We start from the raw sequence: 19741 nt of genomic DNA on the forward strand, positions 1-19741 counted from the left end.
GCCGTCGCGCCCGGATGTGAGGCCTGCGCATGGCTGGTTACCCTGAGAGCACGATGACCGGGCAAGAGGTCGAGCGACGCGCTCTGCTCACCCCGGTGCTGCTCCTGTTGCTGGCCGAACGCCAAGGTCATGGCTATGAACTGGTGCAGCGCCTGGGCGCTTTCGGCTGCGGCGACGCGGATCAGGCGCATGTGTACCGGCTGCTGCGGGGCATGGAGAGCAGCGGTGAGGTCACCTCGCACTGGCGTGCCTCGGAGAGCGGCCCCGCGCGACGTGTCTACGCGATCACCCAGCAGGGTGCCATGAACCTCGCCCTGTGGTTCGTGCGCCTGGGTGAACTCCATGGCGCCCTTCATCTCTTCCTGGAGCGGTACGTGCAGCTCGAGGACGTCGGTGGCCCCGCGGGGCGCGACGGCGGGAGTCCGCGCGCCGACGGGCGTCCACCGGATCACGGGCGTCCGCCCGATCACGCGCGTCCCCCGGATCACATGCGCCGCATGCGCAAGTAGCGGCGGATGTCCGACAGGTTCCTCGCGACTCCGTAGGCCACTACGAGGCCCGCGGCCAGGCCAACCCATTGCCATTCCATCCTTGCCTCCATCGTGGTCAGCTCCTCCGGGCTACGGAGGGAGCGCGGCGTACCAGGTCGAGCACCAGGTCGGCGGCGGCGTCCACGGCAGCGGCCACCGGGGGAGTCAGGCCCATGCCCTCACCGGTGTCGCGGGGTTCGCAGCCGATGACGTACACCTCCTCCGGGAGGGTGCCGCCCGCGCCGGCGTGCAGATCGTGCAGCAGGGCCAGCACGGTGGCGGGGTCCATGGCGTGCGTGTCCAGCGGGCCCGGTGCGGGCCGTGCCGTGGGGGGTCTTGGGCCGACGTCGATCGTGTAGAGCGTGCCCGGCGGGCCTTCGCGGCTGACGAGGTCCACCAGCACGAGCGTCCGGTAGCCCTCCAGCAGCCGGTAGGCGAGGTGCACCCCGCGGATGCCGGCGTCCATCAGCTCGACGCCGGGCGGCAGTTCGGGTGCGCGGGCGGCGAGCCGTCGTACGGTCTCCACCCCGAATCCGTCGTCCTGGAGGAACACGTTGCCGACCCCGGCGACGAGAGTCCGGCCGGTCCCGCGCTCGTCGGCCGGACGGGACGGCCCGGTGTGGACGGCTCCGGTCATGTCGCCTCCTCCTCCCGCTCGTTCAGGGGTGCCACTTCGTCGGGCTTGAAGTAGAGGAAGCGGCCCTGAGCCCGGCGTACGTCGCCGCCGGGGTCGTCGTCCACGACGACGGCGAGATGCGTCTCGCCGTCGAGGTCGCCGACCACGGCCTCGACCGTGGCGTGCCGGCCGTGGAGGAAGGAGTCCTGGGCGTCGGAGCGCCGGGCGCCGGGGGTGAGCCGGACCCTGCTGCCCGCCCGTACCGTCGCGCCGTCGATGACGACGGCGGCGGGCACCTCGGCGGCCCCGGCGTCCTGCTGCGGGTCCCACCAGGGATGCCCAGGGCCGCGCGGCAGACTCAGACCGGTGTCGGGGGCGGCGGGTGGCTCGTCCGCGCCGTCCTCGCCGGTGATCTCGCGCAGCCCCCGGATCGCCCCGTGCAGCCGCTCGCGGACCGCGTCCGGCATGTCGTCGACCAGGTCGATGACCCCGGCGGCCCGGGCGTCCGTGCCGCGGGCCTCACGCTTCTCGCGGTCGGTCAGCGCGGCCGTGCGCAGCGAGAGGATCTCGTCGATCTCCGTGGCGTCGTAGAGGGGCCCCGGGCTCTCCTCGGCGACGGCGGGATGGTCCTCCAGGATGATCGGCGAGGACAGCATGACGTCGTCCGTGCCGGGCGGGCCCGCGAGCACGGGCCAGGTGCGGTCGTTCCGACAGCTCGCGGCGGCGGGGCGCGCCCACTCCGGCGGGTCCGTCAGCGACAGGAACCGCCCTCCGGGGACGCCGAACAGCAGATGGGCGCCGATCAGGCTGTGGGCGAGGGCGGTCTCGCGGTCGGCGTCGGCGTCCTCCGGGACGACGGTGGTGTTGTGCACGCTCACCGTGAGCCGCAGCACCCGGTAGGGTCCTGTCAACTCCTCGACGCGCGGGCGTAGTTCGCCGGTCAGCCGCTGTCTGCGCCGTACGAGCCGGCCCAGCGTCCGGCCCTCCGCGTCGGTCACCGGCTCGTACTCGACGGTGTCGGGCAGGTCGAACCGTACGGCGTGGACGCGCGCCTGATCACCCGTCAGCTCGTCGAGAGACTCATGGATCAGGACGCGTTCCTCGTGTCCTTCGTCCCACGGCACCAACACCCGGTCGGGAAGGTCGAGTTCGGGAACCTCCGTGTATCCGCCGTCGGCGTCGAGCCGTTCGACCGTGCGCCGCCGGACGTGCAGGAAGCGCAGTTCGGCGTGGAGGCGGTCGCCCTTGCGGGGTTCCAGCAGACACTCGGTGCGCTGGACGGAGTGCTCCCCGGTCGTGGCGGTCCAGGCGGGCGGCACCAGGACGCCGAACTGCCAGCGGAGCTGGTTCTTCGCGGCGGAGGCGCGGTAGGGGTAGAGGACGTATCCCTCGAACAGGACGGCGTCCGCCACAGCGCGGGCCTGCTCGAAGCGGTCCTCCAGGGGGTTGCTCATCTCAGTCGGCCCCCTTCTTCGCGTCGGCGCCGGCGAGCAGTTCGTCGAAGACCCGCTCCCAGGACGGCAGGGCGCGCGCGGACCGGTAGCGGCGCAGCGCGTCCAGGACGTCCAGCCGGAGGCGCAGCCAGCCCGAGTTGGGGAAATACTGCTCGATCATGTTCCGCCACACGTCCACCGGCATCCGGTACGACGTCTCCTTGTGCCAGGGCACGGGCTCGGCCCGGAAGCCGTCGTCGCCGGTGAACACCGTGCCGGAGAAGAGCAGGAGCAGCGGGACCTCGCCGCAGGTCAGCGCCCGGAAGTACGAGGCGGACGCGACCTCGGTGTCGTAGGTGCAGGGCACCGGGAGATCGACCTCGGTCGACCCGGTGAACCCCGGGACCGTGATGGAGGTGTGGGCGAACTGCAGCGGCTTGAGCGTGCTGTTCCAGCGGCTCGGCTCACCGAACAGGTCGCCCAGCATGCCGACCTCCTCCGGCTCGTAGGAACGTCCGGCGGGCTCGATACGGATCTGGCAGCGCAGCGCGACGGCGTGCACCGGCCGGTGGTCCGCCTCCTCGATACGCAGCCCGAACAGCAGCGTGGGCCCGGCTCCGTACGGTTCGGGGCGCACACCGGTGCAGGTGAACCGGAGATCGGTCACGGGGCGCCCCCGGAGTTCTCGAGCGGCCGGGCGGCCGCCATGATCCGTTCCAGGAAGTCCGCGATGTCCGTGCGTGCCTCGGCACCGCCGTCGAAGCCCTTCCAGTGCAGCCGCATCCGGCCGACCAGTTCGTAGCAGACGTCGACGGGGACGAGCGTGCAGGTCACCGAGCCGTCCCGGCCCCGGTGCAGCAGCAGCGCCTCCACGTCGGGTTCCAGCAGCTCCGCCAGCCGGCTGCGGCCGAGCACCGAGTCCCAGGTCTGCGGGTCGAGTTCGCTCTCGGTGGCGCCCGCCGGGCTCGGATAGAAGGCCGCGAGCCGGCCGAGCTCGGAGTTGCGGAAGAAGAAGGCGAGCGCGACGGGGATCTGGAGCCGGTTCCAGTCGGCCTCCTCCAGGACGAACCCGGGATCGGCGAGGTACCGGTCCGGGACCGCCCGGAAGCGTCCCTGCCCCGCGCCCGGCCGGGTGAAGAGCAGATGGCAGGGCGGGCAGGAGCACTTGAGGGATCGCCGGGAGGTGTCGACGAGATGCCGGTGCTCGGCGGGAAGCGGCTCCCCGCACAGGTCGCAGCGCTCGCCCTCGGGCGGCGGCCTCCGGGCGAACTGCCTGAGGACGTCGGTGGTCATGGCCCCGCCCCCAGCAGCTCGCCGGGCAGTGCCACCCGTACCGCCCCGTCCTCCTCCAGCAGCGGTACGGGATCCAGGTGGCCCCGGTCGCCCCGGCCGGCCCGGCGGACGTCGAACGTGGCGCCGCAGCCCGCGCAGCGCAGGACTTCGCCCTCCAGGACCGCGGGAGCGAGGCCCGCCGCGCACAGGGGACAGCGGTCGCGGTAGGCGTACAACTGACCCGGCAGACGGACCAGCAGCAGGGTGCGGCCCGCGACCTCGGTGACCCCGGTGGCGCCGTCGTCCACCGGCAGCGTGCGTGGGCCGAGTTCGTACCAGCGCGCCGACTCGCCCGGTTCCCCGGACGGTGCCGCCTCGCCCGGAGCGTCGTCCGGGGGGTGCGGCAGGATCTGGAGCAGCGCCGGCTGCGGGCTCCCGTCGGCCATGCCCTCGACCTCGATGTGCGCGACCTCGGGGGCGATCCGTGCGACCGCCTCCTCGATGGTCCAGCGCACGGTCTGGGTGGAGGACGGACAGCCGTCGCAGCTGCCGCGCAGTCTGAGGCGCAGCGTCGGACCGCCGGCCGTCTCCAGGTCGAGCCCGGCCACCTCGACGTCGCCCGCGTGCGAGCCGAGATAGGGGCGGACCTTGTCGAGGGCCCGGCCCACCCGGGTCGCGGTGTCCTCGGGGTGCAGATCGTGCAGGATCAGCAGATCGCTGACGAGCTCGTCGGCGGTGAGGACGGCGAGGGGATCCGCGCCGTCCGGGGCGGAGCGCAGCAGGCGTACGGTCCGGGCCAGGCCCTCGCCGTAGAACTCCATGAGGCAGCGCACCAGTTCGTCCGCGACGTCGCGCGCCTCCGGTCCCGCCTGCCGCGCCAGCTCGTCGAGCAGTGCGCCTATCCGCTCACCCGTCTCCTGTCCGGCCATCGGCAGGCCCCTCTCCTGAGGAAGGTCGATCGCGAGGAAGGTCGGTCGCGATGAACGTCGGATCCCGGGAAGGTCAGCCGGCCAGTCCGCTCAGCCCCGTCGGCAGGTGTGTCTGCTCGACGGTCTTCCCGCCGCCGACGTACATGTGCACGCCGCACGGCAGACACGGGTCGAAGCTGCGGACGGCCCGCATGATGTCGATGCCCTTGAAGTTCTCGGGCGGGTTCTCCTCGAAGATGGGGGTGTTCTGCACCGCGTCCTCGTACGGGCCCGGTGTGCCGTAGGAGTCGCGCACGCTGCCGTTCCACGGGGTCGGCGGGTACGGGTGGTAGTTGGCGATCTTGCCGTCCCTGATCACCATGTGGTGGGAGAGCACACCCCGGACCGCCTCGGTGAAGCCGCAGCCGATCGACTCGTCCGGCACGTCGAACTTCTCCCAGGTCTGGGTGCGTCCGGCGCGCACCTCCTCCATCGCCTGCTCGGCGAAGTGGAGGGCGGCCGCGGCGGCGTACGCCTGGAAGTAGGTGCGGGCCCGGTTGCGTTCGAGGGCGTTGCTCCACTGCGGGATCTTCCACTCCAGCGCCATCTCCGGCTTGGTCATCGTGCGCGGCAGGTTGATCTGCACGCTGTGCCCGGTGGCCTTGATGTAGCCGATGTCGACGAGCCCGGACAGCGCCGTGGACCACAGCCTCGCGATCGGGCCGCCGCCGGTGTCCAGCGCCAGGTGGTCGGTGCCGTCGAACCAGCGCGGCGACATGACCCAGCTGTACTTGTCGTCGAAGTCCCGCTTCTGCGGGGCCGGGATGGTGTGCTGGTTCCACGGGTGCCGTTCGTCGACGGTGTTCCCGAGCGGGTCCTGCTCGACGAACTTCTCCATGCCCGACCAGTCCTCGTAGTACGAACTGCCGAGCAGGATGCGGATGCCGAGGTTGATGTCGACGAGGCTGTTGGTGATCAGCTTGCCGTCCACGATGACACCGGGGGTGACGAACATCCGCCGGCCCCAGTTCTCCATGTTGGCGTACTGGAAGTCGCAGTACTCCGGGTCGTTCAGCGCCCCCCAGCAGCCCAGCAGCACCCGGCGTCTGCCCACTTCCTCGTACCCGGGCAGCGCCTCGTAGAAGAAGTCGAAGAGGTCGTCGTGGAGCGGGACGACCCGCTTCATGAACTCCACGTAGCGGGTGAGCCGGGTCAGGTAGTCCGTGAAGAGCTGGATGGTTGCGACCGTGCCGACCCCGCCGGGGTAGAGCGTGGAGGGGTGCACATGGCGGCCCTCCATCAGGCAGAACATCTCCCGTGTGTAGCGGCTCACCTGGAGCGCCTCACGGTAGAACTCGCCCTCCAGCGGGTTGAGCGAGCGCATGATGTCGGCGATGGTGCGATAGCCGTGGTCGGCCGCGTGCGGGGCCTCGGTCCGCTCGGCCAGTTCGAGCACGCCGGGGTTGGTCTCGCGGACCATCCGCTCGCAGTAGTCCACACCCACCAGGTTCTCCTGGAAGATGTTGTGGTCGAACATGTACTCCGCGGCCTCGCCGAGGTTGATGATCCACTCGCCGAGGTGCGGGGGCGCCACGCCGTACGCCATGTTCTGGGCGTAGACCGAGCACGTCGCGTGGTTGTCGCCGCAGATGCCGCAGATCCGGCTGGTGATGAAGTGCGCGTCGCGCGGGTCCTTGCCGCGCATGAACACGCTGTACCCGCGGAAGACGGACGAGGTGCTGTAGCACTCCGCGACCCGCTTCGCCTTGAAGTCGATCTTGGTGTGGATGCCGAGACTGCCCACGATGCGGGTGATCGGGTCCCACGACATCTCCGTGAGGCCGTCACCGGCCGGCTTGTTCGTCGCCGTCGCCATGGTGCCGCGCCACCTTCCTGTCGAGTGTCCTGCTCAGCGGCTGACCGTGGTCACCACGGGGCCTTGTAGCCGGTCGTGAGCTCCTCGCTCCTCCCGCGCCACTTCGGTTCCTTGTCGACGGTCTTCGCGGTGATGTTCCGCAGTCGTCGGATGACGGATCCGTAGATCCCGCTCGCCGTCGCGGACACATGGCCGCCCGGCGGCTCGTCCATGAACGGCATGAACTTGTCGGGGAAGCCCGGCATCGTGCAGGCGATGCAGATCCCGCCGACGTTCGGGCAGCCGCCCACGCCGTTGATCCAGCCGCGCTTGGGCACGTTGCACTTGACCACCGGGCCCCAGCAGCCGAGTTTGACCAGGCACTCCGGTGATCCGTACTCGCTCGCGAACTGCCCCTGCTCGTAGTAGCCGGCCCGGTCGCAGCCCTCGTGCACCGTCGCGCCGAACAGCCAGGTCGGCCGCAGCTCCTCGTCCAGCGGGATCATGGGCGCGGCGCCCGCCGCCTGGTACAGCAGGTAGAGCAGGGTCTCGGAGGCGTTGTCCGGGTGCACGGGGCAGCCCGGGATGCAGACGATCGGAATGCCCGCCTTGGACTTCCACTCCCAGCCCAGATAGTCCGGCACTCCCATGGCACCGGTCGGGTTGCCCGCCATCGCGTGGATACCGCCGTACGTCGCACAGGTCCCGATGGCGACGACGGCGAGGGCCTTGGGGGTGAGGCGGTCCAGCCACTCGCTGGTGGTGATCGGCTGACCCGTCTCCGGATCGTCCCCGAATCCGCACCAGTAGCCCTCGGGCTTGACCCGCTCGTTCGGAATGGACCCCTCGACGACCAGCACGAAGGGCTCAAGTTCGCCCCGGTCGGCCTTGAAGAACCATTCGACGAAATTGTCGGCGCCCTCCACGGGCCCGCACTCGAAGTCGATCAGGGGCCAGTGCACCGCCACCTTGGGCAGTCCCGGCAGGGCACCGAGTGCCAGTTCCTCGATGCTCGGCTGGGTCGCGGCGGTCAGCGAGACCGAGTCCCCGTCGCAGCTCAGCCCCGCGTTGATCCAGAGAATGTGGACGGTCGGGTCCTCCTGCGCGTCGTCCTGCGCGGCCGGGCCCGCCGTCGTCGCGGTCGGGGCGTCCATGAGCCCTCCTGGAGTCAGCTCATTCAGGTCATAGCTGGCCAAACGGCCTTCCCCATGGTTACCGCCCGGGAACGTCGGCGGTAAGTGCGAACGGGCCCTATCGCTGCCCCGCACTCTCGCGCCGTGGGCCTGGGCCTGGGCCTGGGCGCGGCGTGGGCGTGGGCCTGGCTGTCGGTGCGGGTGCGGGTGCGGGCGTCGTCGTCGGCGGGATGGCGTGAAACGTTCGCAAAATTGCTGGGTATTTTGTTAACAATCTTGTAGCGTGCGTGACGCCTTGGGCCCGAGGTGTCAGTGGATCACTTGGTACACAACAAGAGGAGACCCCATGCAGTGGCTCTCGGAATCCTCCGATCGAGCAGCCTCCGCCCGTCCGGCGGGTGAACGGGCAGGACGCGTCCCCGGCCGCGGGCGCCGGGTGAGGGGCATGGCGATAGCGGGCTCCCTCGCCCTGACGGCGCTCGCGGTGCCCTCGTCCGCGGTCGCGGCCCACGGGCGGGCCGCGTCGCACGCGCAGGTCGTGGACCCGGAGGACGCCGCCCTGGCCTTCGACGCCGGCGCCTACACGACGCTCACCGTCACGGTCGACGGCCAACCGGTCAAGGTCCGCTCCTACAAGGAACTCTGCTACGTCGCCGCCCCGGTCGCCGCGGCCGCGCAGCAGTCCGGCATGTCCGGTCCGACCACGATCGGCAACACCCGCTGCGGCTACCAGAGCATGAACGTCTTTGTGCCCGAGAGCGCCTTCGACGACCAGCGTGCGCCGGTCTACTTCGCGGTGAACAACGCGGGCTGGATGGCCAGTTACATCAGGGCGAGCGTTTCCGACGGCGCGGCCTACAACAGCGCGACGAGCAACGTCGGCGCGGCCCTGAAGGCCGGCTTCGTCTTCGTGGACGTCGCCAACCGCAGCCGCGGGCTGATCGGCGCCGACGGCTCCTCGCCGGGCAAGGCCCCCGCCGCGGTGGTCGACGCCAAGGCCGCGGTCCGCTACCTCCGCCTCAACGACGCCACCATGCCGGGCAGCGCGGAGCGGATCGTCGTCAACGGCACCAGCGGCGGCGGCGCGCTCTCGTCGATCCTGGGCGCCTCGGGCAACAGCGCCGAGTACGACTCCTACCTCGCCGCGATCGGCGCGGCGGGCGTCGACTCCAAGGGCCGCAGCACCCTGCGCGACGACGTGTTCGCGGTCGACGCGTACTGCCCGATCACCGACCTCGGCAACGCCGACACGGCCTACGAATGGCTTTACAACGTCCTCGGCACCCGCGACGCGACCGGCTCGAACGCCACGCCCGAGGACGCCGCCGAGATCGCGGCACAGTTCCCGGCGTACGAGAAGAGCCTCAGGCTCCGCAACCCGGACGGATCCAAGCTCACCGCCGACGCCATGCTGGACACCATCAAGAAGGAGGTCGTCCGCTCCGCCGAGTCGTACATGAAGGCGGACCCGGCCAACACGGTGCCCGCGCTCGGAGCCACCTTCGACATCACGTCCGGCGGGCCCGGCGGGTCCACCACGAAGTCGTACGTGAACGACTGGATCGACGTCGACAACGCGGCGGACAAGGTGCTGTCGGTCGACATGGCGAAGTACCTGAAGTTCGTGGCCACCCAGGCCACGTTGAAGACGACGCCCGCCTTCGACGCCGTGGGCGTGCACGGGAACACCACCAGCCGGACGGAGACCAACCTCTTCGGCCCGTACACCCAGACGTACATGAACTACACCGAGTGGAGCTGGAACCACAACGACGTCGCCGGTGACGGCAGCGGCCTCGACGACACCGGGCTGACCTGGGACCAGTACGCCAGCGCGAAGGGCACGGACCTCGACGACCAGATCCACCTGATCGACCCGATGGACTTCGTCGGCACGAGCGCGGACACAGCGCCCAACTGGTACGTCCGCAACGGCACGCGCGACCGGGACACCTCGTTCATCATCTCGGTCAACCTGGACCGGGCGCTGGAGGCGGACAAGCAGGTCAAGAACGTCGACTACCGGCTCGCCTGGAATCAGCCGCACGCCGGCAACTACGACGTGCCGGAGGCCATGGCCTGGATCGCCGCCGTGGTCAAGAAGGCCGGAGACCCGCTCGCCACTCCCCGCCACGGCTCCGCCGGACGCTAGCGGCGTGGCAGGTGACGTTCACCCGGCCACGCCGGGCATCACCTGCCACGGCACCGGCCGCACCGCGTGAGCGGTCGCCGGGCGCGGGGTCCCGTCCTGGTGGACGGGACCCCGCACCGGCCGGAGCCATAGCCCCGGTCGGGCGGGCCACCGCACCGGCCGGAGCCGTCGGCCCGGCCGCTCGCCGGTCGGTCCAGGGTCCGGCGTTCTCGCGTGCTCGGCAGCCGGTTCCCGGCCCGTTGCTTCCGCGTGTTGGCCGGTCGGTTCCCGGTCCGCCGCTCCCGCCTGCCCTACTCGGTCCTGGAGCCGTCGGCTTCCCGCCGCTCGCGGTCCGCCGGGTCTGAGGGCATCGGCTCCATCCGGATCACCATGTACGCCTCTCCCTTCCCCGGCGGCCGGGTCCAGGAGCGGGAGGTGAACGTGTGCAGCCGCCCGCGCCGGATCGCGTGACGCGGCAGGCCGACGCCGAACTCCCCGGCCACCGCTTCGAGCAGCGGCCGTTCCGCCTCGGCGCAGTCCTCCACGGCCCCGAGGAACCGGCCCGGGTCGAGCGCCTCCGGTATCTCCCCGCCGCGTCGGACCTCTCCGTCCGTGTACGTGAACGCGTATTCCTCGGCACCGTCCCGCGCCACCGAGAGATGGAAGAACGGCTCGCGGTGCCCCACCCTCAGGCCGCTCCAGACCACCACCGCGCGGGTGCCCGCACTGGCGCCCGCGGCGGGGGAGACGAAGCGCTCCCGGCCGAACGCGGCCGGATCGCCGTCGAAGGCGAAGCTCCAGCCGCCGCCGGCCCGGCCGACCGCCATCAGGGCTCTGTCGTCGTAGGAGGAGAACTCCAGCTTGTCCCGCCGTGATCTCCCGCGCGCCTCCCAGAGGGTCAAGGGTTCGTTCAGCCCGGTGCCGTCCCCGGCGCCGTCCCCGCCCCCGTCGGTGTTCCCGTCCGCCAGGCGTCCGGGCAGTTCCCGTGGCTCCACCCCTTCCACCAGGACGAACCGGTACGACCCGCGGTTGCCGCCCCCGTCCGGCTCCGCGAGCCACGCGAGGCCGCCCGGGTCGAGCCCGGGTGTCGGACCCGGTGCCTCACCGGTCCGCCCGCCCCTCGGCGTGGACAGCAGTTCCCGGCCCCGCTCCGGGGTCAGCAGTGGCCCGAGCACGGGGTCGGCCACCCACCCCAGCGGCGCGAGGTGGTCAGGTCCCAGCGGCTCCCACAGCGGCACGGCGTTCATCAGCGTCCGCCACGCCTCGTCGCCGTCTCCCCAGCGCGCCAGCTCCCGTGCCCGCTCGACCGCCTCCCCGAACGGTCCGGCCGGCGCGTACCCGTACGTACCGTTCCGCACCTGCTCCAGCGTCGCGTACGCCTGGGACTCCAGGTGGTCGTCGGCGCCCCGGAGGTGGAACTTCAGCGTGGAGTCGTCGTGGTGCGCGTGCGCGTGTTCGGCGACCAGGGGCGGCAGCAGATCGGGCGCGTACAGAGGATCCGTCACCAGGTCCTCGAAATACACCAGGGAGGTCTGCCCGAGCAGACGCCGTATCTGGTCACCCAGCCCGGCAGCCCGTGGCCTGCCGTACTCCCTGGCCTCGTCCAGCATCTCCACGGCGCGCTGCCAGCCGCCGAGCAGGGCCTCCTGGCGGGCCTCCTCCACCAGGGAGTCCTGCTCGCGCGTCGTGTCGTTGACGAACGCCGGCTCGCCGTCGTCCGGTCGCGCCCGCAGGCTGTGGAACTCCCGGTGCATCTCCCGCATGAACGCCAGGAAGTCGGCGTGCCGCTCGGGTGGCGCGGCCCGCCAGCCCGCCCATGTGTACACGGCCCACTCGCCGTTCCCGTCCACGTCCTCGGGGTCCATGAGGACGTAGGTGGCGTCGGACTCGACGTCGAGCTGCAGCCCGCGCCGCCAGATGTCCACCTCTCGCCGCTCCTCGGGCCCGGCGTCCTCGTCCAGATACTCCTCGAACGAGTCCCCGAGGCCCGACGCGTCGTCGTGCCAGCTCGCGTCCTGTGTCCCCGCCAGCAGCCACACGAATCCGCCCGCGTGCCGCCACCCGTCGCTGACCTTGAGGAACTCCCGGTACGAAGGGGGCATTCGCCGGCCCAGGCGTGCCTCCATGGCGGCGATGCGCTCCTCGGACGCGGGCGGGAATCCCAGCCACCGCGCCTGCCGGGCGGTCTCCTCGTCCTCGCTCCGCGGCTCGTCGTCGGACAGGGAGTCCGCCCACTCCCCACTGAACTTGAGCAGGAAGGGCCGCCAGTCGAACGCCGTGGATTCGCTCATGGACACGATGCTGCCACCCGCCACTGACAACGCTTCGCCGCTCAGGGCTGTGCGGGGAACGGCCGCGGAGAACCGGCGGGCCCTGGGCCGACATTGGCGGCGAGCCTTCGGTCACCACCATTGCCGACAGCATCGCGCCTCGCTATGTTAATCGAAAATCACATGGGTGTGACAAGGATCATCATGCACCGGTCGTGCAACTTGCAAGGTCGTCAAGGCACTTGGAACCGTCTGACCCTTCAGGGAAGCAGGTAAGTCAATGGAGAACCTCAGCAGGCGAAAGGCTCTGTCGCTCGGTGTCGCACTCGGCCTCGTGGGCGTGGCCAGCCCGGCCCAGGCGTGGGCGTCGACGGGCTCGGCGGCCGGAGCCGCCGCGGCGACCGGTCCCGAGTGGATCTGGGACAGCGCGGCGGACCCTCTGATGGCCTCGATGCTCGACAACGGGCACGTGCCGTCGATCAACTCCGCATGGGCGTCATGGGTGAACAACAACGACGCGCTGCCCAGTGGCGTGCCGGCCGAATTCGCGGCCTACCTTCAGCGGGTCAACGTGCTGCCCTCCTGGGCCGACCCCGCCAAGCTGGCCCGTGCCGCCGACTTCAACCGGCGCAGGGACACGTACCTGTTCATGCTGTACGGCCTCGGCAGCGGCATCATGAGCACCGTGATCCCGCGCGAGGCGCGGAGTGTCTACTGGTCCGCCGGTGGCGCCAACATGCAGGACCGCGCGGCCAAGACGTTCACGTTCGGCTACGACCTGTCCCAGCTGGGAGCCTTCGAGCCGACGGGACAGTTCGTCGTCACCGCCAACAAGACTCGCGTGGTGCACGCGGCGGTGCGTCACCTGCTGCCGCAGTCGCCGCACTGGAGGGCGGTCACCGACGAGACCACGCCGATCAGCGCCGCCGACATCCTGGTCACCTTCCACAGCCTGGGCACCTACGTGCACCGGAAACTGCTCGACTGGAAGATCCCGTTCCCCGCCGCGGACCAGGAGGCGTTCCTGCACGCGTGGCAGGTCGCCGTCCACCTGCTCGGTGTGCCGGACGAGCACATCCCCCAGACCTGGGCGGCCGCCGAGAAGCAGTCGGTGCAGGTGCTCACCCCGATCCTCACCCCGACGACCGAGGGCCTCGCCCTGGCCGAGGACCTCCTCGGCCTGACCGCGCAGGTCGACCTCGGCGTCACGCGCGGGTTCCTGAACGAGTTCGTGCGGTACGTCCTCAGTGACGAGGTCGGCGACTGGCTGGGCCTGGCCCGCGACTACGCGTCCGCGGCCCTGATCCGCACCGCGTGGCCGGCGTACGTCCTGTTCCGTGAGGGGCTGTCGCCCATCATGCCCGGCACCTTCTACGTGTTCGACCAGTTCATACGCGCCCTGGCGATGCTGTTCCTCAACAGGGGCGCCTCCGGGACCACCACCCCGATCACGATCCCCACCGCGAACAGGGCGGCCTGAGCCGTCGATCGGGTCCCGCCCGGTACCCGCCCCGCGGCGGACGGTCCGAGGGGAGGGGCGGGTGTCACAGGCCCAGGGCCCCCACGACCAGAGCGGTGACGGCCTCGCGATGGGCGGGGCTGTCCCGCCACCGCAGTCTGCGTCCCGCCTCCACCACCACGCCGAACCCCGCGTGGACCAGCACCCGGGCCTGGCGCGGATCAAGCTCCGGACGGGCGAGCCGCAACTGCTGCTCCCAGACGGCGATGTGCTCCCGCTGTGCGAGAACGAGGGGCCGCCGCAGGTCCGTCGGCAAGCCGGCGAGCTCGGCCTCGGCGACACTGTTGAGCTCCGTGCACTCGAAGCTGTAGGCCACGTACGTCGAGGCCAGCGCCACGAGGGCCTCGTGCGGGCCGGTCACCTCGTGCAGACTCCGCTCCACCCCCTGGGCCAGCAGTCCCGCCGCCTGGAGGCACGCGGCCGCCAGAATGTCGATCTTCCCGGGGTAATGGCGGTAGAGCGCCGACGGGGTCAGTCCCACCGCCTCGGCGATCTGTCCGTTCGTGACGTTGGCGAACCCGTCCCGGGCGAACAGCGGGACGGAGGCCGCGAGTATCTCCGCGCGCCGCGTGCGCGGCACCGGCCGGGCGGGCAGTTCGACGGGGTGTGCCCCGGGCGCTCCCGCCGCCGGATCCGTCGCGGCCACGCGCAGCGCGGACGTCAGCAGCAGGTCCTCGGCGCGGCGCCCGGCGATGGAGGTGTGATGCATCGTGATGGACCCGATCGCGCCGAGGGCCGCCATGGCCCGCAGGCGACGGTCGGACAGCGGGTGCTCGCGCTGCACGGCCTCCTCGACCCGCTCGACCAGGCGGCCGAACTTCACCGCGAGACGCCTGCGGTCCTCGCGGTCGAGGTACCGGGCCTCCCATCGGTACACGCCTCCCGACGCGCGATGTACGACGGTGATCCGGGTGACGGCGCTGAGCACCTCCGTCAAGGAGGCCTCGGCCGGCACCTCGTCGAGCGCGGCGACCAGTCCGTCCACCATGACGTGGGCGCACGCGGCGAACAGCGCGTACTTGTTCGGGAAGTGCCGGTACAGGGCGGCCGCCGTGATGCCCACGCCGGCGGCGACCTCCTCCATGGACGCGTGGTGGTAACCACGCTCGCTGAAGACCCGCCCGGCCGCGTCGATGATGAGCTGTTTGCGGTTGCGGGGCCGGGTCGCCGCGGCCTGTCTCGCGGTCGCGGCCGAACGGGCGGACGGGGAGGCGGGAGCCATGCGGAGCAGTCAATCACACGCCGTCACGGGGGCTTGTCCGGCAACGGGCGTCGGCGCCCGAAGGGCGGCCCGGCCCCCTCGTCCGGCACCGCGTCCCTGGCCCGGCCCGGACCGGCCGGTCAGGTGAAGGTGAGGACCGGTTTGACGACACTGCCGTCCCGCAGGGCGGCCACGGCCGCGCCGATGTCCTCGAACGGGAACGTGGTGATCAGCCGTTCGAGCGGGAACAGGCCCCGTCCGTGCAGGCCGACCAGCTCGGGAATGAGGCGGCCGGGGTCGGAGTCCCCCTCGATCACCCCGTGCACGCGGACGCCCTTGGCGAGCAGGCCCATCACGTCGAACGTCACCTCGCCGCCCAGGCCGAGGAGGGCGAGTTCGCCGCGAGGGCGCAGGACGTCGACGGCCCGGCGGGCCATCTCCGGACGGCCGGTCGTCTCGACGACGTGGTGCGCGCCACCGCCGGTGAGGTCACGCAGCGCCGCCACCAGACCGTCCCCGGGGGCCAGAGCGGCCTTCGCGCCGAGTTCGGTGGCCAGGGCACGGCGGGAGGCGACCGGGTCGACGGCCACCACCGGGTCGCAGCCCACGGCCACCGCGGCCATCAGCGCGCTCAGGCCGACCCCGCCCGCGCCGAACACGACCAGAGAGGAACCCGGCCCGGGCCGGAGCCGGTTGAACACGGTGCCCGCGCCCGTCTGTCCGCTGCACCCCAGCGGCGCGAGGACCGTGGCCGGCGGCTCGGAGGGCACCTTGACCACACCGCGTTCGTGGACGACGGCATGCGTGGCGAAGCTGGACTGGCCGAAGAAGCCGGCGTGGAGGGGTGTGCCGTCGCGGGAGAGGGGAGTGGTGCCGTCGGCGCGGCCACCGGAGAAGTTCCGGTCCCGCGCCGCCCGGCAGTAGGCGGGATGGTTCCCCACGCACTGCTCACAGGTGCCGCAGCTGGCGAAGGTGAGCAGGACATGGTCCCCGGGCGCGAGACCGGTCACCTCCGCGCCCACCGCCTCGACCCGGCCGGCGCCTTCGTGGCCGAAGACCATCGGGGTGAGCCGCCGGGGCCAGGTGTCCCGCATCGCCAGGTCGGTGTGACAGACGCCGACCGCGGTCATCCTCACCAGTACCTCGTACGGCCGCGGTTCCTCGATCTCCGCGTCCAGGACGGTGAACGGGGCGCCCGGTGCCTCGGCGACCGCGGCGCGGACCCGCCTCACGAGCCCTCTCCGGCCTCCGGGCCCCGGCGCGGGTCCTCGGGCGGTGCCTCGGGGGCGCGTTCGAGGAAGAAGTAGAAGAAGGGGCCCTCGGCCGGGACTCCCTTGACGTTCATGATCCCCATCAGCGTGGTGTCGTCCACCCGCTTGAAGTGGTCGAGGACCGGCTGGCCGTCGTAGATCATCGTGGCTGTCGACTCGCCGCGGAACTCGACGGTCCACAGGCCGGCCTCTCCCTTGCCGAGCTCGCGGTTCGAGTACAGGGCGCCCGTGGCATCACGGCAGATCAGCGGCTTGGCGTCGTGCACGGAGGTGAACGTCTTGCCGTACCAACCGGCCTTCTCCAAGGCGCCGTTGAGCGGATGGCCGGTGCGGAACTCGCCGCCCTTCCACGCGCCGAGTATCTCCTCGGGGCGGACGGTGGCCAACGCCGCCCAGATATCGTCGAGTTCGGCGGGGGCGACCAGGCCGTCCCGCTTCCGGAGCCCCTGGAACCGGGCGCGGGCCTCGATCACGTCCATGCGGGTGTCCTCTCATCGGTGCGGGCACCGGGGAAGCGGAACGTCGGGAGGGTGTCCCGCCGCGTCACCCCGGGGTGCGCGGTGCGGAACCCCGGGACCGGGAGGTCCGGGCGGCGGAGGAGCGCCGGGGGAACGGCAGCGGAGAATCACCGGTGACCACGCCGGGGTGGCCCACGGTGCCGAGGCTCAGCAGCACGTGGCGTTCGGCGACCTCCTCCGCGGTGAGCGGGCCGTCGTCACGGAACCAGTTGGCGACCCCCTGGCACATGACCAGTACCGAACGGACCGCGTCCGCCGGGATCGGCGTGGTGAACACACCCTGGGCGCGGCCCGCCTCGACCGTGTCCAGCAGCATGTGTTCGAGATAGTCGCGCAGGGCGACGTAGCGCGCCCGGTTCGCGGGCTCCAGGCTGCGGATCTCCGTGTCCAGGAAAGCCAGTTGCCGACGGTGGGCCATGGAGAGCACGATCGACTCGACCATGCCGCAGAACCGCTCCAGCGGATCGTCCCCGGCCTCCCCGGCAGCGGCCCGGCAGCGGTCCAGGACGTCCTTGATTGACGTCTCCAGCAGCGTGGCCAGCAGGGCCTGCTTGTTCTCGTAGTGGTAGTACAGCGCGGGCACGGTGACCCCGACCCGGCCGGCGATGTCCCGGACCGAAGTGCCGTGGTAGCCGTGCTCGTTGAAGGCTTCCATCGCATGCGTCAGGATCGGGTGCAGCCCGAGCGGTCCGTACGAGCGCCAGTGCTCCGCCGACGGCGTGCTCTCCTGGCTCGGCGCGGTGTTCAACGACTCTCCTCGGGACAGGCGGCGATCGGCGACATCGTACGGCCGTGCGTCCGGAACGCGTGGTGCTGGACGCTTAGCGATCGATCAGGAAAGTCTGCCATCCGGCGTCCGGCGTGATGTCCATTCCCTGGTATCGATCCCCAAAAACTAGTGTTGCACGCGGAGTTGACCGACCGATGCCGCACTCCTAGGTTCTTTAGCGAACGCTCGGTAGCCCATCGATCGATGGCAGTGAGTCCGTCCTGCGCCGAGAAAGGAATCCATCAGCCGGCACCCCACCGGCCGTCCGGGCCGCGAGAGTTCCGGACGTCTCCCTTCCGGCCCGCAAGGAGGCCCCGATGACATCGGCACCCCGCACCACCGGCGACCTGCCCGACGACCCGGCCGACCGGACCCTGCCGCAGCTCCTGGTCCGAAACGCGGCGGACCACCCCCGGCTCCCGGGTCTCTCCTGGCAGTCGGCGGCCCCGGACGGTGAATGGGCCACGCTGACCTGGGCGGAGATCCACGAGCGCACCAGGAGTCTCGCCGCCGGCTATCGCGCGCTCGGTGTCGGCCGCGGCGACCACGTGCTGATGATGATGGCGAACCGGCCCGAACACTGGCTGTCGGACCTGGCGTTGGTCCGCCTCGGCGCGGTCCCGGTCAGTGTCTACGGCACCGCGGCCCCGGAACAGATCACCCACATCGCCCGCAACTGCCGGGCCCGCCTCGCCGTGGTGGAGGGGGCGGCCCAGGTGGCGGTGTGGGAGCCGTTGCTGGCCGACGCCGGTACCCCGCTGGAGCGTCTGGTGGTGGTCGAGCCGGACGCGCAGGACGGCCACTTCCCGTACGAGGCCCTGCTCCGCGAACCGGTGCCGGAGCAGTTCGCCAAGGAACTGGACGCCGCCCGCCCCGAGGACCCGCTGACCGTCGTCTACACATCGGGCACCACCGGCGAGCCCAAGGGGGTCGTCCTGACCCACCGCCAGGTGATGGCCAACGCCCTGGCGCTGGACGCCGTGGTGGAGCTGCCCCCGCACGTCGACCACATCTGCTACCTGCCCTTCGCCCACATCGCCGAGCGGATGCTGGGCATCTATCTGCCCTGCCACCGCGCCTCGCACGTGCGGCTCTGCGCCGACCCGACGCGCGTGGGCGAGGTGGTCCGCAAGGCACGGCCCGCGCAGTTCTTCGGCGTGCCGAGAATCTGGGAGAAGCTGTCCGCCGCCGTAGGGGCCATCCTCTCGCTGATGCCCGCCGAGCAGCGGGCGGTCATCGACCGGGCCTTCGAGGTCGCCCGCGAGCATGTCGCGTACCGCGAGCGCGGCGAGACGCCGCCCGCCGAGCTGGAGGAGCGGTATCTCCGCGCCCGCGAGGACGTGTTGCTGCCGATGCTGGCCGCGGGCGGTCTGGACCGGGTGACCTGGTCGGCCAGCGCCTCGGCGCCGATGCCGATCGACGTGGTGCGGTTCTGGGCCGGTTTCGGCATCGTGATCATGGACGCCTGGGGGCTGACCGAGACCGCGGGCGTGGCCACCGCCAACAGCCCGAAGACCGGCTTCCGGCTCGGCTCGGTGGGACGTCCGGTGGAGTCCGTGGAGATCCGCGTCGCCGAGGACGGCGAGATCCTGGTGCGGGGCCCGTCCGTCTTCTCCGGCTACCTCCGGCCGGACGGCTCGGTGCGGTCCGCCGTGGACGCCGACGGCTGGCTGGCCACCGGCGACATCGGCCGGATCGACGAGGACGGCTACCTCTGGCTCACCGACCGGAAGAAGGAGATGATCATCACCTCCACCGGCAAGAACGTCTCACCGGCCCTGGTGGAGAACGCGCTCAAGGAACACCCCCTGATCGGCCAGGCGATGGTGCACGGCGACCGTCGCTCCTACCTGGTGGCCCTGCTCGTGCTCGACGCGGAAGCCGCCCCCGCCTGGGCCGCGGCCAACGGCGTCGAGGCGGACGGGGGACCGGCCGGGCTGGCGGAACACCCCGCCGTCCGGGCGGAGGTGGACCGCGCGGTGGCCGCCGCCAACACCCGCCTCAACCGCACCGAGCAGGTCAAGCGCTACGAACTGCTGTCGCGGGAGTGGGGTCCGGCGACCGGCGAGCTGACGCCGTCACTGAAGATGCGGCGCCGGGTCATCCGGGACAAGTACGCCGACGAGCTGTCCGGGCTCTACGAGGACTGACCCCGGCCGCGTCCCCCCGTACCCCGCTCCCGTACGGCCCGCAGCTTCCCGCGCACCCGGTCGGGGGGGGGGGGCCGGGGGGCGGGGGGGGGGGCGGGCCGCCGGCGCCCCCGGAGCGCGATCAAACAGGCGCTGAAACATGACCGAAAAGAAGACAAAAACACA

The 19741-nt window shown here is 71.4% G+C and carries 17 protein-coding genes; 4 read left to right on the top strand and 13 right to left on the bottom strand.

Features of this window, described 5'->3' with window-relative positions:
• The first annotated feature begins 53 nt into the window (after positions 1-53).
• Positions 54-509 carry a helix-turn-helix transcriptional regulator gene (locus ACF07B_RS27485; protein WP_384233702.1) on the top strand — a complete coding sequence of 152 codons (456 nt, stop codon included), beginning with the start codon at positions 54-56 and terminating at the stop codon, positions 507-509.
• On the opposite strand, the gene ACF07B_RS27490 is transcribed toward ACF07B_RS27485, so the two are convergent.
• The 8 genes from ACF07B_RS27490 to ACF07B_RS27525 form a co-directional block, all read right to left on the bottom strand.
• Entirely contained in the window at positions 485-601 is a 117-nt protein-coding gene (locus ACF07B_RS27490) for a DUF6893 family small protein (protein ID WP_392180883.1), read from the bottom strand. The two genes, ACF07B_RS27485 and ACF07B_RS27490, sit on opposite strands and share 25 nt — an antisense overlap.
• Before the next feature lie 5 nt (positions 602-606).
• Positions 607-1167, bottom strand: coding sequence for a hydrogenase maturation protease (locus tag ACF07B_RS27495; protein WP_362401023.1), 561 nt, complete (start codon positions 1165-1167; stop codon positions 607-609).
• Positions 1164-2600, bottom strand: a complete 1437-nt coding sequence (locus ACF07B_RS27500) for a hypothetical protein (protein WP_392180884.1) — start codon at positions 2598-2600, stop codon at positions 1164-1166. Before ACF07B_RS27500 ends, ACF07B_RS27495 begins: the two co-directional genes overlap by 4 nt.
• A 1-nt stretch (position 2601) precedes the next feature.
• Positions 2602-3246, bottom strand: a complete 645-nt coding sequence (locus ACF07B_RS27505) for a DUF6084 family protein (RefSeq protein WP_369479811.1) — start codon at positions 3244-3246, stop codon at positions 2602-2604.
• Positions 3243-3872: a DUF5947 family protein gene (locus tag ACF07B_RS27510; protein WP_392180885.1), complete on the bottom strand. Its 630-nt coding sequence runs from the start codon at positions 3870-3872 to the stop codon at positions 3243-3245. The genes ACF07B_RS27505 and ACF07B_RS27510 overlap by 4 nt, the downstream gene beginning before the upstream one ends.
• A complete protein-coding gene (locus ACF07B_RS27515; RefSeq protein WP_392180886.1) occupies positions 3869-4780 on the bottom strand; it encodes a NifU family protein in 912 nt (303 codons plus the stop codon). The genes ACF07B_RS27510 and ACF07B_RS27515 overlap by 4 nt, the downstream gene beginning before the upstream one ends.
• A 73-nt stretch (positions 4781-4853) precedes the next feature.
• The gene (locus ACF07B_RS27520) at positions 4854-6635 is read right to left on the bottom strand and encodes a nickel-dependent hydrogenase large subunit (protein ID WP_369479806.1); all 1782 of its coding nucleotides are present in this window, start codon (positions 6633-6635) and stop codon (positions 4854-4856) included.
• Between the two features lie 50 nt (positions 6636-6685).
• Positions 6686-7768 (bottom strand): hydrogenase expression protein HypE, encoded by a 1083-nt coding sequence (locus ACF07B_RS27525; RefSeq protein WP_326789186.1) that lies wholly within the window; start codon positions 7766-7768, stop codon positions 6686-6688.
• A gap of 424 nt (positions 7769-8192) precedes the next feature.
• On the opposite strand from ACF07B_RS27525, the gene ACF07B_RS27530 reads away from it, so the two are divergent.
• The gene (locus ACF07B_RS27530) at positions 8193-9899 is read left to right on the top strand and encodes a subtype B tannase (protein WP_392180887.1); all 1707 of its coding nucleotides are present in this window, start codon (positions 8193-8195) and stop codon (positions 9897-9899) included.
• A gap of 290 nt (positions 9900-10189) precedes the next feature.
• Here the strand turns inward: ACF07B_RS27530 and ACF07B_RS27535 are convergent, their stop codons facing one another.
• Positions 10190-12169 (bottom strand): SMI1/KNR4 family protein, encoded by a 1980-nt coding sequence (locus ACF07B_RS27535; RefSeq protein WP_392180888.1) that lies wholly within the window; start codon positions 12167-12169, stop codon positions 10190-10192.
• 259 nt (positions 12170-12428) lie between these two features.
• Here ACF07B_RS27535 and ACF07B_RS27540 point away from each other — a divergent pair, with 259 nt between their 5' ends.
• A complete protein-coding gene (locus tag ACF07B_RS27540; RefSeq protein ID WP_392180889.1) occupies positions 12429-13628 on the top strand; it encodes an oxygenase MpaB family protein in 1200 nt (399 codons plus the stop codon).
• Between the two features lie 64 nt (positions 13629-13692).
• Here the strand turns inward: ACF07B_RS27540 and ACF07B_RS27545 are convergent, their stop codons facing one another.
• The 4 genes from ACF07B_RS27545 to ACF07B_RS27560 all read right to left on the bottom strand — a co-directional run bounded on the left by ACF07B_RS27545 (position 13693) and on the right by ACF07B_RS27560 (position 17405).
• Positions 13693-14889, bottom strand: a complete 1197-nt coding sequence (locus ACF07B_RS27545) for a TetR/AcrR family transcriptional regulator (protein WP_392180890.1) — start codon at positions 14887-14889, stop codon at positions 13693-13695.
• Positions 14890-15008: 119 nt separating this feature from the next.
• Positions 15009-16100 (bottom strand): NAD(P)-dependent alcohol dehydrogenase, encoded by a 1092-nt coding sequence (locus ACF07B_RS27550; protein WP_392180891.1) that lies wholly within the window; start codon positions 16098-16100, stop codon positions 15009-15011.
• On the bottom strand, positions 16097-16618 hold the full coding sequence (locus ACF07B_RS27555; protein WP_392180892.1) for a DUF4334 domain-containing protein: 522 nt from the start codon (positions 16616-16618) through the stop codon (positions 16097-16099). The genes ACF07B_RS27550 and ACF07B_RS27555 overlap by 4 nt, the downstream gene beginning before the upstream one ends.
• A 64-nt stretch (positions 16619-16682) precedes the next feature.
• Positions 16683-17405, bottom strand: a complete 723-nt coding sequence (locus tag ACF07B_RS27560) for a TetR/AcrR family transcriptional regulator (RefSeq protein ID WP_392180893.1) — start codon at positions 17403-17405, stop codon at positions 16683-16685.
• 338 nt (positions 17406-17743) lie between these two features.
• Between ACF07B_RS27560 and ACF07B_RS27565 the strand changes: the two genes are divergently transcribed.
• Positions 17744-19576: an AMP-dependent synthetase/ligase gene (locus ACF07B_RS27565; RefSeq protein WP_392180894.1), complete on the top strand. Its 1833-nt coding sequence runs from the start codon at positions 17744-17746 to the stop codon at positions 19574-19576.
• Positions 19577-19741 lie beyond the last annotated feature (165 nt).

Source organism: Streptomyces sp. NPDC015532 (assembly GCF_043078065.1).
Taxonomy (GTDB): Bacteria; Actinomycetota; Actinomycetes; order Streptomycetales; family Streptomycetaceae; genus Streptomyces.